Genomic DNA, 14528 nt, shown 5'->3' with positions numbered 1-14528 from the left:
CCTTGGGATCCGCTCCCGCTCCCGCTCCCGTGCAGCGTGCGACTCTCGGTGCGCCGGCGGTCGAACTCCCCGTCCCTGCTGCGCCTTCGGGGCTGGACGGCTCTGCGCCTGCCCCGGCCCTGCCCGTGGTCCAACGTCTGGGGGAGGCTGAATCCGACGCGCCTGTGCAGCGTGCTGCCGATCGTCCGGCTCTCGGTACTCCGCCTGCGGCTCCCGCTGGACCTTCGGGAGTGGACGGCTCCGCGCCCGCGCAGGCCCTGCCCGTGGTCCAGCGTCTGGCGGAGGCCGAGTCCGACGCGCCCGTGCAGCGTGCGGCCGATCGTCCGGCTCTCGGTGTGCCGACGGCCGAACTCCCCGTCCCCGCTGCGCCTTCCGGGGTGGATGCCTCCGCGCCCGCCCCGGCTCTGCCCGTGGTCCCGCGCCGGGCGGAGACCGGAACCGAGGCGCCCGCACCGCACGCCGCGGATCGCCCGCCGTTGGGTGCTGCACCCGTGCAGCGCGCGGCCGGCCGCCCGGCGCTCGGTGCGCCCCTGGCTGAACTTCCGGTCACTGCAAAGTCTTTGGACACCCGCGCGGCCGGTCATGTGCGGGCCGGCGAACCCCCATCCACGGCCGCGCCCTCGGCGTCGGCCCTGCCCATCGTGCAGCGGCAGGCGGAGGCCCCGGCCGCCGAGGGTGGTCCGGGGCGGGTCGCGGGGCGTCCGCGCGCCGGGTTGGGGGCGCCGCTGCCCGCGATGCCGCCGACCGCCACGCGCCCTGCCGCGCCGCCCGCCGTCCAGCGCGTGATCGTGCCGGGAGCGGGACGGCACCCGGCCTCCCCAGCCCCCGCGCCCCGGCGCGATGGTCCTACCGGTGTCCCCGCGCCCGCAAGTCCCGCGCCCGGCAGGGCCCGGACGGGCGGGCCCGTCCCGCTCGTCCTCGCCGGCCGGGCCGGGGGACCGGACCACGCGCCGACCGCTGCGCACCGCAGCGTCCGGCTTCTCGCGGCGCGGCCGCTGACCCTCGAAAGCGGCCGCGACATGGGGAGCGCGACGGCCCCCGTCGCCGCCGCCCGTGCCACCGGCCGTCCCGTGGTCGCGGCACGCTGGGCGGCCCCGCCCACCGCCGCCGCACCGCAGCACGTCCAGCGAGCCCCCGGCTCCCACGGCCCGGATGGCCCGGATGGCCCGGACGGCCCGCACGGCCCGCACCCGGTGTCCGCATCCGGACCCCTCCGCGGGTCCCAACCCCCGCGCACGTCAGGACCGTTGCCCGTGACCGCCCCGCACGCACCACCGCTGGTGGTGCAGCCGGCCGGGCCCGCGGCGCGGCCCGTGCCCGTGGTGCCGCTGGTGCGGCCCAGGACGCCGGACCCCGGCGGCACTCCGGGCGTCCCCCCGGCGACGCCCCCGCCACCCGTGCAACGCGACACCGGCGGCACCGGCGGTACCGGCAGTACCCGCGGCACCGTCGGGACGAGCACCGCCGCCCCGGCCCAACAGGCCACCGCCACCGCCCCGGCCCAACAGGCCACCGCCTCCGGCAACCGATCCGGCGGACGTCCGCGCGACGCCGTACCGCAGGGCGGCGACCTCGACCTGGACGACCTGGCGCGCCGGCTGCTCGACCCGGTCGCCCGCCTGCTGCGCACCGAGTTGCGGCGCGGCCGGGAACGCGCGGGCAGGCCCTTCGACGGGCGCCGCTGAGCACCCGCACGAACGAGAAACGGACGACGGACCGATGACGGACAACATCTTCGCGACCAGTGTGTTCTTCCGGCTGGCGATCGGCGGCAACGACCTGGGTGCCTTCCACACCTGCTCCGGCATGGGTGCCGAGGTCGAGATGGAGAGCTACGCCGAGGGCGGCAACAACGGCTTCACCTGGCAGCTCCCGGGCCGCGTGACCTGGTCGAACATCACCCTGACCCGGCCGGTCACCGCCGACACGGCGAAGATCGGCCGCTGGCTGGACCAGACGCTGCGGCGGGTCGAGCCGAAGGACGGCGAGATCGTGGCCCTGCGGCCCGACCTGAGCCGGATCATCAGCTGGCAGGTCTTCGGGATCGTCCCGGTCCGCTGGCAGGGCCCGTCCTTCGACCCCGCCAACTCCGCGGCCGCGGTGGAGACCCTGGAGATCGCCCACGCGGGCCTGGTCCCCGCCTGACCATCCGCCGACCACCGCCCACAGACCGCCCCACCCGACCACCGCCCACACACCACCCCGTCCCGCCCCGCTCCGGAAGGAAGCCACGCCATGGCCTCATCGGCACGCGCCAACCGCGCCAGGGCCCAGCTCACCTTGAAGGAGCCCCCGGCCTCGGTCGGGGCCAAGCCCGGCGGGACGATCACCCGGCTCGACCTCCAGTTCAACCCCTCGACCCTGCAACTGGGCAAGACCACCGAGTGGCGGCGCTCCCCGTCCCGGATGGCGGGGCAGTCGGCGCTGCCCGAGTTCGTGGGCAGCGGCCCGCGCACCCTGAGCCTGGAGGTCTTCCTGGACGCCACCGCCACCCACGACGACTCGGTGGAGCAGGCGGTGGAGAAGCTGATGAAGGCGTGCGTACCGACCCCGGCCAGCCTCGGCCGCAAGAAGCCGGCCAGCCCCTGGGTGCGCTTCGAGTGGGGCAGCGCGCGGACCACCTCGTTCGACGGGGTGCTGTCGAACCTGTCGGTCTCGTACACGCTCTTCGACGTGGACGGGACGCCGCTGCGGGCGACCTGCTCGCTGTCCATCGAGGAGGCGAGCGTCGACCCGCCCGGTCAGAACCCGACGTCCGGCGCGCGCACCGCCCGCAGCACGCACACCCTGGTGGCGGGCGACAGCCTGGCGATGCTGGCCTGGCGCGAGTACGGCGACGCGACGGCCTGGCGGGTCATCGCGGAGGCGAACGGCATCGACGACCCGATGGCGCTCGCCCCCGGCACCGAGCTGGTGGTGCCGGCCCTGCGGGACGACGGGTACGCCCGGGAGGCCGGCAACCGCACCGGCGACGGACACGGACCCGGCAACGGCACCATCGAAGGCACCGGCCACGGCACCGGCTACGACGGCCACCACAACGGCAACGGCAACGGCAACGGCGAGGGGGACCGGTGAGCGGGTTCGATTCCGGGGGCAGGTCGTTCGCGGCCGACCCGATCGTGGAGGCGCCCGGCGAACTGCCGCAGATCTGGGCGGCGCAGCTGGTGAGCTGCGTGGTCGACGAGAACGTGGGCCTGCCGGACACCGCCGTGCTCACCTACCGCGACCCCGACCACGAGTTCCTGCGCGCCACCGGCATCACCATCGGCTCCCCGCTGCGGGTGTCGGTGACGACCGCGAAGGGGCAGGCCCGGGAGCGGCTGTTCAGCGGGGAGGTCACGGCCCTGGAGATCGACCGGGACGGCACCGGTTCGTTCACCGTCGTCCGCGCCTACTCCAGGGCTCACCGCCTGCAGCGCGGCCGCAAGGTCGTCGCGTACCGGAACATGACGGCCGCGGCCATCGTCCGCAAGGTGGCCGCGGGCGCGGGCCTGGCCGTCGGGACGGTGGAGGCCGCGCCGGTGACGTACCGGCAGCTGTCCCAGGCGAACGTCTCCGACTGGGACTTCCTGCAGTTCCTCGCTGGCGAGAGCGGCGCGCAGGTGCGCGTCGACGACAAGGGGCTGCTCCAGTTCACCCGGCCCGCCAAGGCGTCCGCGGCGCCCGCCCCGTCGACGTCGGCGATGACCGATCCGATGGTCCTGGAGTACGGGCGCAACCTGCTGGCGCTGCGGGCCGCGCTGTCGGCCGCCGACGGTGCCTCGAAGGTGCAGGTGCGCGGCTGGGACGTCACCACGAAGCGGCCGTTGGTCGCCGAGCAGCCGTCCGTGGTCAGCGACACCGTGGTGCCGGGCCTCGCCCCCGGGTCCGCCGCCCGGTTCGGGGCGTCGGCCGTGGCCGTCACCGACACCCCCTACCGGACGCAGGCGGAGACGACGGCGGTCGCCCGTGCGGCGGCGGCCCAGGTCAGCGCGGGCTTCGGCGAGTTGGAGGCGGTGGCGGAGGGCAATCCGCTGCTGCGGGCGGGCCGGCCGGTGGCGCTGGGCAACGTCGGGCAGGCGTTCTCCGGCCGGTACACGGCGACGGCGGTGCAGCACGTGTTGGAGCCGCACGGCGGCTACCGCACCACCGTGTGGGTCAGCGCCAGCCCGGACCGCTCGCTGGCCGGTCTGGTGACCGGCGCCAACGCCCCGGGGCGCGGTCCGCGCATCCCCGGTCTGGCGATCGGCGTGGTGACGGACGTCCGCGAGCCGAACGGCTCCGAACGCGGCGCGGTGCGCCTGACGTTCCCCTGGCTGGACGACACCTACACCACCGACTGGGTGCGCACCGTCCAGTGGGGCGGCAAGGGCGGCGGCGGTGTGGTCAGCCCCGAGGTCAACGACGAGGTGCTGGTCGGGTTCGAGCAGGGCCTGCTGGACAGCCCGTACGTGATCGGCGGGCTCTACAACGGCGTGGACCAGCCCTCGCCGCACGACGTGCCGCTGATCGACGCGACCAGCGGCAAGGTCAACCGCCGTTCGGTGGTCTCGCGTTCGGGCCACCGGGTGGAGCTGCTGGACGCACCGGCACCGGGCCCCTCCGGGCTGCGGCTGGTGACCGGGGACGAGCGGCTTGAGGTCCGGCTGGACGACCGCCGGGACCGGATCGAGCTCACCGTGTACGCGGGGCGGAACCGTCCGCTGACCTCCGTCCTGCTGGACCGGGACGGCATCACGCTCGACGCCCGGCAGGGCACCGTGAAGGTGACCGGCCGGCAGGTGGACATCGACGGCACGGCCGGGGTCAGCATCGGCGGCCGGTCGGTGCGGGTGGCCGGGACGGCGGACGTCTCCGTCGACGGCGGCCTGCTCGCCGTCCTCAAGGCCCGCCTCATCCGGATCAACTGACGAACAGTCACCAAGCCTTGACCGCAGGACCGTTCATCCCCGACCGTTCGCCCCGAGGAGCCCCCGATGCCAGCCGCAGCCCGTACCGGTGACCCCACCAACCACGGTGGCCGGATCGCGACCCCGCCGCCCGGTACCGCCGCACAGGTGGCGACGGTGCTGATCGGCGGCCAACCCGCCGCGGTGGTGGGCAGCCTGCACGTCTGCCCGGTGCCGCCGCACGCGGCCCTGGGGCCGGGCAACGTGCTGATGCCCAGCCCGTCGGCGGTCGCCGGGGGAGTGGTGCTGATCGGCGGACTGCCCGCCGCGCGGGCCCGCGACCAGACGGCCTGCGGCGCGATGGTCCTGACCGGCGCCCCGAACGTGCTGATCGGAGGCATGTGATGGGCGAACGGTTCATCGGGCGCGGCTGGGCGTTCCCCCTGCGGGTCGGGCCCACCGGCGGGATCGCCATGGTCGAGCGGGAGCGGGAGCTGGAGGAGGCCATCCGCCTGGTACTGGGCACCGCGCCCGGCGAGCGGCCGATGCGGCCCGAATTCGGCTGCGGCATCCACGAGTACGTCTTCGCCCCCGGCGACGGCGGCACCGCCGGGCGGATCGGCCGGCAGGTGCGCGAGGCACTGGAGCGCTGGGAGCCCCGGATCGCGGTGGACGAGGTCGTGGTGGCCTTCGACGCGGTCGAGACGGCCACCCTCTACATCGACGTGCGCTACACCGTGCGCAGCACCAACGACCGGCGCAACCTGGTCTTTCCCTTCTACACGATCCCCTCCGAGGAGGGGACCGAGGAAACGGTCGCGGACTGATGGCCCTGCCCTCCCCCAACCTGGACGACCGACGGTTCCAGCAGCTCGTCGACGAGGCCAAGCGGTACGTGCAGCAGCGCGCCCCCGAGTGGACCGACCACAACGTCTCCGACCCGGGCGTCACCCTCATCGAGACCTTCGCCTACCTCGTGGACCAGCTGCTGTACCGGCTGAACCGCGTCCCGGAGAAGAACTACCTGGCCTTCCTGGACCTGCTGGGCATCCGGCTGTACCCGCCGTCGGCCGCCGTCGCCGACGTCGACTTCTGGCTGTCGGCGCCCCAGCCGGAGACGGTGACGCTGCCCGCGGGCACCGAGGTGACGACCGCGGCCGGCGAGACCGAGGAGGCCGTGGTCTTCGCCACCACCGACGACCTGCGCATCGTGCCGAGCGAGCTGACCAGGCTGGTCACCGCGCCCCGCACCGGTGAGCAGACCGACCGGACGGGCGCACTGGCCGAGGGCCGGGACATCCCGTGCTTCCAGGCCGCGCCCGAGCCCGGCGACGCGCTGCTGTTCGGCCTGCCGACGGCGGTGCCGCGCTGCGTGGTGGCGGTCCGCCTGGACAGCCGCGTCGAGGGCGTCGGCGTCGACCCGCGCCAGCCCCCGCTGGTGTGGGAGGCGTGGGACGGCGGCCGGTGGCAGCGCTGCGAGACCGGCTCCGACAGCACCGGAGGCCTGAACCGGCCCGGCGAGGTCATCGTGTACGTCCCGGCCGGGCACACGGCGTCGCTGGTCAGCGGGACCCGCGCGGGCTGGCTGCGCTGCCGGGTCACCGAGGCGGAGCCGGGCCAGCCGTTCTACTCGGAGTCGCCGACGGTGCGCGAGGCCGCCGTCTTCACCGTCGGCGGCACGACGGAGGTGGAGCACGCCGAACGGGTGTCCGACGTACCGCTCGGCGTGTCGGAGGGGGTGGCGGGACAGTCCTTCCGGCTCGGCCGCCCGCCCGTGCTGCTCGACGGGGAGCCCCCGGTGGTGGAGGTGTCCTCGCCGGACGGCTGGCAGCGCTGGGAGGTGGTCGAGCACTTCGGGCGCTCGGGCCCGGCCGACCGGCACGTCCGGGTGGACGCCACCACCGGGGAGTTCGCCTTCCCGCCGGTGCTGCGCGAGGCCGACGGCACCCTGCGCCCGTGCGGGGCCGTGCCGTCCAAGGGCGCCCGGATCCGGGTGGCCCGCTACCGCACCGGCGGCGGCCCGGCGGGCAACGTCTCGCGCGGCGCGGTCTCCGTCCTGCGCAGCTCCGTCCCGTACGTCGCCCGGGTCGTCAACCGGGAGGCGGCGCGTGGCGGCGTCGCCGGCGAGACGATCGACAACGCCAAGCTCCGGGCGCCGCAGACGCTGCGCATGCAGGAGCGCGCGGTGACCGCCGAGGACTACGAGATCATCGCCCGCCAGGCGGCGCCCTCCGTACGCCGGGTCCGCTGCCTGCCCGACCGGGACGCAGGGCCGGGCGCGGTCCGCGTCCTGGTGGTGCCGGACGCGGTGGCCGACGAGGGCGACCGGCTGCGCTTCGAGCAGCTGATCCCCTCCGACCAGGTCCTCGCCAGGATCGCCGGAACCCTCGACGAGCGGCGCCTGATCGGCACCCGGCTCGTCGTGGAGCCGCCCGTCTACCAGGGCGTCACCGTCGTCGCCCGGCTCTCCGCACCGGCCGCGGAGGCCGACCGGGTGCGCGACGCGGCGCTCGGCGCGCTGTTCCGCCACCTCGACCCGTTGCGCGGCGGGCCCGACGGGACGGGCTGGCCGTTCGGGCGGCCGGTGCAGTACGGGGAGGTGTTCGGCGTGCTGCAACGCGCCGTCGGGGACGTGCTGGTGGAGGAGATCCGGCTGTTCGCCGCCGACCCGGTCACGGGCCGGCGCGGCGCCCCGGTCGACCGGATCGAGGTCGGCGCGGGCGCGCTGGTCTTCTCCTACCAGCACCAGGTGGTCGTGACCGCACGCGAGCCGGAGGTGCGCCGATGAGCCGGGCCGCGGTGCCGGGCCTGCCCAGCCGGCACCCGATCGGCGACCAGCTGCCCGCGCTGTACGCCGACGACGACTTCGCGCAGCGGTTCACCGCTGGGCTGGACACGGTGCTGGCCCCGGTGTTCACCACCCTCGACAACCTGCCCTCGTACTTCGATCCGCGGCTGGCCCCGGCCGACTTCCTGGCCTGGTTGGCCACCTGGGTGGGCGCGGCCGACGACCCCCACTGGCCGGTGGAGCTGCGGCGCGAGGCGGTGGCCCGTGCGGTGGAACTGCACCACCGGCGCGGCACCCGGCGCGGCCTGGTCGAGGCGCTGCGCCTGGTGCTGGGCGTCTCCGCCCAGGTCAGCGGGGACGGCGGGGCCGCCTGGTCGGGCACGGCCGGTGCCGCGCTGCCGCCCGCCCCGGCCGACGAGGTGCTCGTACGGGTGTGGCCGCGGCCCGGGGGAGCGGCGTCCGAGGTGGACGCGGACCGGGTCCGCTCACTGGTCCGGAGCCTGTGCCCGGTCCACACGGTCTGCCGGGTGGAGGTCCTGTCGGGGCCGCCCGCGGGTGAGGAGGGGTGACGGCGATGCGCGAGTGTCCCGTGTGCGGGGCGTCCAACGGCCCGACGGACGGCTTCTGTGGCAACTGCGGTTCCTATCTGGGCTGGTCGGACACCCCGACCGCGCCCGTCGCCGCCCCGGCACCCCCGCCGCCGGGCACCGCGACGCCGCCGGCCGCCGACCCCTCGGCCGCCGACCCCGCAGTGGCCGAGCCTCCGGCCACCGACCCACCGGCTGCGCCCGCCACGCCGCAGGCAGCCGTCCCGCAGGCAGCCGTCCCGAAGGCAGCCGTCCCGAAGGCATCCCCGCCACCCGAATCCCCGTCACCTGCGGCCGCACCGCCCGCAGTCGCACTGCCCGCAGCCCCGCCAACCGCTTCCCCGCCAACTGCTTCCCCACCACCCGACTCCCCGCAGCCCGTGCGGCCCGCGAAGGCCGTCGCGCCGCGTCCGGTCGTCCGGCCGGTCCAGGTGGACGAGGACGGCGCCGGGGTGCCCTGTCCCTCCTGCGGTACGCCCAACCCGCCCGACCGCCGCTTCTGCCGCCGCTGCGCGACGGCGCTCACGCCCGGTACCGCCCCGCCGCCCCTGCCCTGGTGGCGGACGATCTGGCCGCTGCGCCGCCGCACCCGGGCCGGCTCGGGCCGGACCACGCGCTTCCTGGTGGTCCTGGCCGTGGTGCTGGCCCTGGGCGCGGGCGGCTTCCTGCTGCTGCCGGCCGGCCGGAGCCTGTTCGAGGACACCCGGGACAAGCTGGGCAAGAGCAAGGCGGTCACCCCGGTCCGGGTGGAGGCGAGCGCCGAGGTGCCCGGCCACCCGGCCGGCGACGCCACGGACGGCCTCAGCAACCGCTACTGGGGCGCGCCCGGCCCGGGCGCCTCGGTGACGTACACCTTCGCCAAGCCGTTCCGCCTGGTGGCCGTGATCGTCACCAACGGCGCCTCGACCTCGCCCGAGGACTACGCCCGCGAGGGCCGGGCGCTCCAGATCGAGATGGAGGTGACGGCGTCGGACGGCCGAAAGACCGTCAGGAGGCTTGCCCTGAGCGACAAACCCGGTCCGCAGACCTTCCCGACCGGCATCAGCGACGCCACCTCGATCCGGCTGACCCTCGACGCCCCCGCCGGGCTGGACGGCGACCGCCACCTCGCCCTGGCGGAGCTGGAGTTCTTCCAGAGGAGCTGAGGCCCGGCGCGGCGACCGGGCCGCCGCCCGGCACGCCGTCCAAGCGCCGCCGGGCACCGCTTGACGTCGCCCGGACCTGGAGAGACGCTGTCCGTATACGGCCTAAACGTGAGCCGTATACGGACAGTCGAAAGCGCACGACCCACCGTCGCGAGCTCCCGGCGCTGACCCGACCGCTGGAGCGATCATGTCGACCACCCACTACGTGGCGCTGCCGGACAGCTCCCGCGTTCCGCTCGGCGGAGCGCGGGTCATCGGACCGGCCCACTCCCAGACACCCATGACCGTCACGGTCTACCTGCGGCGCGCCCCCGACGCGCCGGCCCGCCCGGACGTCTACGAGCTGGCGCTCCAGGCGCCGACCCGGCGCACCGTGCCCACCGACGACCAGTACACCGCCACCCACCAGTGGCTGGACACCGACCTCAAGGCGGTCGAGGAGTTCGCCGCCGCGCACGGCCTCAAGGCCGACAACCCCGACCCGATGGCCCGCAGCATCCAGCTCACCGGCACCACCGGGGACGTGGCGGACGCCTTCCAGGTGACGCTGGCCCGCTACCGCTACCAGGACGCCGGCGGGAACCCCCGGACCTACCGCGGCCGGGAAGGCCAGATCTTCGTCCCCGCCGAGCTGGACGGCATCGTCACCGGCGTCTTCGGCCTGGACGACCGGCCGATCGGCTCACGACTGCTGATCCGCCGGGCCGCGGACACCGTCCCGGTCGCGCACGCCACCCCGACCGTCCGCCCGGGCGCCTTCCTCCCGCCGCAGCTCCAGGCGCCGTACGCCTACCCGGCCGGCACCGACGGCAGCGGGCAGTGCATCGCCGTCCTCGCCTTCAACGGCGAGACGCCGCCCGGCATCCCGTCCGGCGGCTACTCGCTCAAGGCGCTGCGCAACTACTTCGTCAACGTCCTGCACCAGGACATGCCGGACATCACCAACGTGGTGGTCCCGGGCGTCGGCACCCCCGGCAACGACCCCGGGCAGGACGCCGACTTCGAGACCGCCGACACCAGCGGCGAGATCATGCTCGACCTGGCGATCGTCGGTGCGCTCGCGCCGAAGGCGAAGATCGTCGTCTACTTCAGCACCTTCACCGAACAGGGCTGGGTGGACCTGATCACCCGGATCATCAACGACACCGAGAACCGGCCCACGGTGATCTCCTCCAGCTACGGCAACCTGGAGGCGGTCCCGGGCGGCCGGTGGACGGCCGCAGCGATGAAGCGGGTGGACGCCGCCTTCGCCAACGCCGCCGAGCGGAACATCAGCATCTGCTGCGCCTCGGGTGACGACGGCTCCCGCGACCAGGCCGACGACGAGCGCGCCCACGCCGACTTCCCGGCGTCCAGCCCGCACGTGCTCGGTATCGGCGGCACCAGTCTGGTGGTCGACCACGGGCAGGTCGTCAGCGAGCTGTGCTGGGACGACGGCCCGGGCAGCCGGACCGGCGGCGGCATCAGCGAGTTCTTCCCGGTGCCCGCGTACCAGGCCGCCAGCCACGTACCGAGCTCGGTCAACCCGCCGCACCGCCGCGGCCGCGGCGTGCCCGACGTGTCCGCACTGGCCGACCCCCGCACCGGCGTGGTCATCCCGAGCATCGACGGCGTGCACTTCAACCAGATCGGCGGCACCAGCGCTGCCGCCCCGATGTGGTCCGCCCTGCTCGCCCGGATCAACCAGGCCCTGCCCGGCTCCGCCCAGGTCGGCTTCCTCAACCCACTGCTCTACGCGAAGTTCGCGACCGGCGTCCTGCGGGACGTCACCCGGGGCAGCAACGGCGCCTTCGCCTCCGGGCCCGGCTGGGACCCGTGCACCGGCCTCGGCAGCATCGTCGGCCAGAAGCTCCTCGACGGCCTCAAGGCCCTCTGAACCACCTCTTCGGCCCGACAGGCCGGTGCGGGGCGTACTGCGGCGCCCCGCACCGGTGCGCGCGGGCCCGGGCGTCAGCCGGCCCGGTGGACGACCTCGCCGCCGACCACGCCGAGGTCGACCCGGGCGTCCAGGATGGCCTTCGGGTCCAGCGCGAAGAGGTCCTCGGAGAGCAGCACGAGGTCGCCCAGCTTCCCGGGGGTGATCGAACCCAGGCCGTCCTCCAGGAAGTTGGCGTAGGCGCTGCCCAGTGTGTAGCCGCGCAGGGCGGTGGCCAGCGAGACGGTCTCGTCGGGCACCCAGGGCTCGCCGCCGGCCAGGCCCTGGCGGGTGACGGCGGTGTAGAGGCCGACGAGCGGGTCCATCTCGGCGACGTTCCAGTCGCTGGAGAAGGCCAGCACCGCGCCGGCCTGCTGGAGGCTGCGCATCGGCCAGGCCTTGGACCAGCGCTGCTCGCCGACGGCCGCGGCCCAGTCGCGGCCCGGCCCGGCGATGTCGGGCGAGCAGTGCCGGGGCTGCATGCAGGCGACCACGCCGAGTTCGGCGAAGCGCGGCACGTCGGCCGGGTCGAGGCACTCCACGTGGACCACCTGGTGGCGGGCGTCGCGGGCGCCGTTGACCCGGCGGGCGTGCTCGACGGCGTCCAGCACCGTCCGGATGCCGCGGTCGCCGGTGGCGTGCACGAAGGCCTGGAAGCCGGCCGCGTCCAGGCCCGCCAGCACCTCGGCGAACTCCTCGGCGGGGTAGAAGGTCTCGCCGCGGTGGCTGTGGTGGCCCGCGTAGGGCTCCAGCAGGGCGGCGGTGTGCGGCTCCACCACGTCGTCGATGTACAGCTTGAGTGGGCCGACCCGGAACCGGTCGCCGTCGTGCCGGCGGGCGGCCGCGGCGAACTCCGCAAGATCCGCCGCGGTGGTGCCGCGCGGGTGGAACAGCGCGGCGACCAGCCGCGAGCGCAGCCGGCCCTCCGCGATGGCCCGCTCGAACAGGGCCAGGTCGTCGAGGGAGTTCTGCGGCTCGACGACGGTGGTCAGTCCGTACCGGGCGGCCATGTCGAGGCTGGCGCAGAGCCGGCCGTACTGCCGGTCCGGGTCGGCCCACGGGACGCCGGCCGCGCGCAGCGCCCGGTGGCCGTCGCGGGAGAGGCCGCGGACGGCGAAGTCGGTGAGGAACCCGGTGGGTTCGCCGGTGGCCTGGTCCTTCTGCACGGTGCCGAAGGCGAGTTCGCCGGTGGCCGCGGTGATGCCGAGGCGGCGCAGCGCCGCGGTGTTCAGCCAGGCGGTGTGCACGTCGTAGCTGAGCACGAAGGCGGGCCGGTCGCCGGTGTACGGGTCGAGGTCGGCGGCGGTGGGCATCCGCCCGCCGGGGATGGCGGAGTAGTCGAAGGCCTCGGCCTCGACCCAGTCGGCGGTCGGGTTGCGCCGCAGCCAGTCGGCGATCCGGCGGCCGATCTCGGGCAGGTCGGCCGCGCCGGCCAGCTGGACGCAGGCCGCGTCGGAGCCCAGCCGGACGTGGTTGTGGCTGTCGACGAAGCCGGGCACCAGCAGGCGTCCGCGGGCGTCGACGACCTCGGTGCCGGGGCCGGCCAGGTCGCGCCAGCCGTCGCCGTCGCCGACCCAGGCGATCCGGCCGTCGCGGACGGCGACCGCCTCGGCCCGGGGGCGCCGGTCGTCCACGGTGTGGACGTGGGCGTTGTGGACGATCAGTTCCGCGGGGCGGTTCACGGCTTCTCCGAAACGGTGGCGGCGGCGGTGGTGACGGTGGGGAGCGGGCTGCCGTGGTCCGGGCGCCCCTCGGGGTCGGCCTGTCCGGCCTGGTCGGCCGGGAGGCTCAGCACCCAGTGGGTGGCGCTGCGCGGGCGCAGGTAGAGGAACCAGTAGAGGACCCCGACGAGCAGCACCGCGAGGGTGATCAGCAGGTCCCGGCCGGCCTGCCGGGTGAGCGTGTAGCCGAGGACCAGGGTGGTGAGGACGGGGGCGAGCGGCCACAGCGGCATCCGCCAGGCGCCGGTGGAGCGGTGGCGCCCGCGCCGGGCGGCGAGGGCGGCGACCCCGAGCAGCAGGTAGATCACCGCGACGACCACGCCGGTGAAGCCGAGCAGCTCGCTGATCGGGACGGTCAGCGCCAGCACCGCGCCGGGCAGCCCGATCGCGAGGGTGGCCACCCAGGGCGAGCCCCAGCGCGGGTGCAGGGTGGCGAGGGCGCGGTTGACCGGGTCGGGCCAGGTGCGGTCGCGGGCGGAGGCGTAGAGCACCCGGCCGTTCTGGATCACCATCACGATGACGGCGTTGAGGATGGCGGCGGCGATGCAGAGGCTGACGAAGGTGCCGACCGTGCTGCCCGCCCAGGAGTCGACGATGGCGACCAGGTCGCCCGTGGCCAGCTGGTCCGGGGAGGAGACGCCCAGACAGATGGCGACCACCGGGACGGTGATGACGAGGACCCCGGCCAGCAGCGACCACAGGACGGTCCGGGCGACCGAGCGGCGCGGGTCGCGCAGGTCCTCGGAGAGGTAGACGGCGGTGCCGAAGCCGTTGTAGGTGAAGATCGCCACGGCCAGCCCGGAGATCAGCAGTCCGAGGGTGAAGGGGCTGGTGCCACCCTGTCCGTCCGGGACGACCGCGTGCACCAGGGTCGAGGCGGGCTGCTGGATGTGGGTCAGACCGAGCACGGTGACGACGCCCGCGGCGAGGACTTCGAGGCTCAGGAAGACACCGGTGATCAGGGCGTTGGACTTGATGTCCAGGACGCCGACCGCCACGGCGAGGGCCATCACGGCGCAGCCGGCGACCGCCGGGTCCAGCGAGAGCACCGAGCCGAGGTAGTCCGCGGTGCCGAGCGCGATGATCGGCGGGATCACCAGCAGCGAGACGATCGAGATCACGAACACCAGCCAGCCGGCCAGCCGGCCGAGCACCTGGCCGACGATCGAGTACTCGCCGCCGGCGCTGGGCACCAGGGTGCCGAGTTCGGCGTAGCACAGGCCCACCCCGAGCGAGAGCGCGGCGGCCACCAGCAGGCTGATGACGGCGCCGCTGCCCTGCGACTGGAGCAGCGGCGGCACGACGATGAACAGCGACGACGCGGGCGTCACACACGACAGGGTCAGCAGGACCCCGCCGAAGACGCCCAGCGAGCGCGGCAGGGCCGCGACCGCGGGCGGTGGGGGAGGAGAAGACGTCATCGGGGGACCGGATCTCTCGCGGGGGAAGGTGTCCGGCCATTGAAGGCGAGGCGAAAAGAACGCGTCAAGGGCGTATAGGT

Annotated in this window: 12 protein-coding genes; 10 read left to right on the top strand and 2 right to left on the bottom strand. The window is 75.0% G+C overall.

Going from position 1 to position 14528, the window contains the following annotated elements:
* The first annotated feature begins 1253 nt into the window (after positions 1 to 1253).
* The 10 genes from ACIGZJ_RS21715 (at position 1254) to ACIGZJ_RS21670 (ending at position 11267) form a co-directional block, all read left to right on the top strand.
* Positions 1254 to 1685 (top strand): hypothetical protein, encoded by a 432-nt coding sequence (locus tag ACIGZJ_RS21715; RefSeq protein ID WP_396458747.1) that lies wholly within the window; start codon positions 1254 to 1256, stop codon positions 1683 to 1685.
* A gap of 34 nt (positions 1686 to 1719) precedes the next feature.
* A complete protein-coding gene (locus tag ACIGZJ_RS21710) occupies positions 1720 to 2145 on the top strand; it encodes a phage tail protein (RefSeq protein WP_396458746.1) in 426 nt (141 codons plus the stop codon).
* A gap of 90 nt (positions 2146 to 2235) precedes the next feature.
* Complete coding sequence (locus tag ACIGZJ_RS21705; protein ID WP_396458745.1) at positions 2236 to 3078, top strand: LysM peptidoglycan-binding domain-containing protein; 843 nt, start codon at positions 2236 to 2238, stop codon at positions 3076 to 3078.
* Complete coding sequence (locus tag ACIGZJ_RS21700) at positions 3075 to 4892, top strand: VgrG-related protein (protein WP_396458744.1); 1818 nt, start codon at positions 3075 to 3077, stop codon at positions 4890 to 4892. The genes ACIGZJ_RS21705 and ACIGZJ_RS21700 overlap by 4 nt, the downstream gene beginning before the upstream one ends.
* Positions 4893 to 4958: 66 nt before the next feature.
* Entirely contained in the window at positions 4959 to 5276 is a 318-nt protein-coding gene (locus ACIGZJ_RS21695) for a PAAR domain-containing protein (RefSeq protein ID WP_396458743.1), read from the top strand.
* Positions 5276 to 5698 (top strand): GPW/gp25 family protein, encoded by a 423-nt coding sequence (locus ACIGZJ_RS21690; RefSeq protein ID WP_396458742.1) that lies wholly within the window; start codon positions 5276 to 5278, stop codon positions 5696 to 5698. The genes ACIGZJ_RS21695 and ACIGZJ_RS21690 overlap by 1 nt, the downstream gene beginning before the upstream one ends.
* A complete protein-coding gene (locus ACIGZJ_RS21685) occupies positions 5698 to 7659 on the top strand; it encodes a putative baseplate assembly protein (RefSeq protein ID WP_396458741.1) in 1962 nt (653 codons plus the stop codon). Before ACIGZJ_RS21690 ends, ACIGZJ_RS21685 begins: the two co-directional genes overlap by 1 nt.
* The gene (locus tag ACIGZJ_RS21680; RefSeq protein ID WP_396458740.1) at positions 7656 to 8228 is read left to right on the top strand and encodes a phage tail protein; all 573 of its coding nucleotides are present in this window, start codon (positions 7656 to 7658) and stop codon (positions 8226 to 8228) included. Before ACIGZJ_RS21685 ends, ACIGZJ_RS21680 begins: the two co-directional genes overlap by 4 nt.
* Before the next feature lie 398 nt (positions 8229 to 8626).
* Positions 8627 to 9391, top strand: a complete 765-nt coding sequence (locus ACIGZJ_RS21675; RefSeq protein ID WP_396458739.1) for a zinc ribbon domain-containing protein — start codon at positions 8627 to 8629, stop codon at positions 9389 to 9391.
* A gap of 187 nt (positions 9392 to 9578) precedes the next feature.
* Entirely contained in the window at positions 9579 to 11267 is a 1689-nt protein-coding gene (locus ACIGZJ_RS21670) for a S8 family serine peptidase (RefSeq protein WP_396458738.1), read from the top strand.
* A 74-nt stretch (positions 11268 to 11341) separates the two neighbouring features.
* Here ACIGZJ_RS21670 and ACIGZJ_RS21665 read toward each other — a convergent pair whose 3' ends face one another.
* Both ACIGZJ_RS21665 and ACIGZJ_RS21660 read right to left on the bottom strand, forming a co-directional pair.
* Positions 11342 to 12988 carry an amidohydrolase gene (locus ACIGZJ_RS21665; RefSeq protein WP_396458737.1) on the bottom strand — a complete coding sequence of 549 codons (1647 nt, stop codon included), beginning with the start codon at positions 12986 to 12988 and terminating at the stop codon, positions 11342 to 11344.
* On the bottom strand, positions 12985 to 14448 hold the full coding sequence (locus ACIGZJ_RS21660) for an APC family permease (protein WP_396458736.1): 1464 nt from the start codon (positions 14446 to 14448) through the stop codon (positions 12985 to 12987). The genes ACIGZJ_RS21665 and ACIGZJ_RS21660 overlap by 4 nt, the downstream gene beginning before the upstream one ends.
* Between the last annotated feature and the right edge of the window lie 80 nt (positions 14449 to 14528).

The sequence above is a fragment of the Kitasatospora sp. NPDC052868 genome (assembly GCF_044547105.1).
GTDB lineage: Bacteria > Actinomycetota > Actinomycetes > Streptomycetales > Streptomycetaceae > Kitasatospora.
This window is presented reverse-complemented; position numbering and strand designations above follow the sequence as displayed.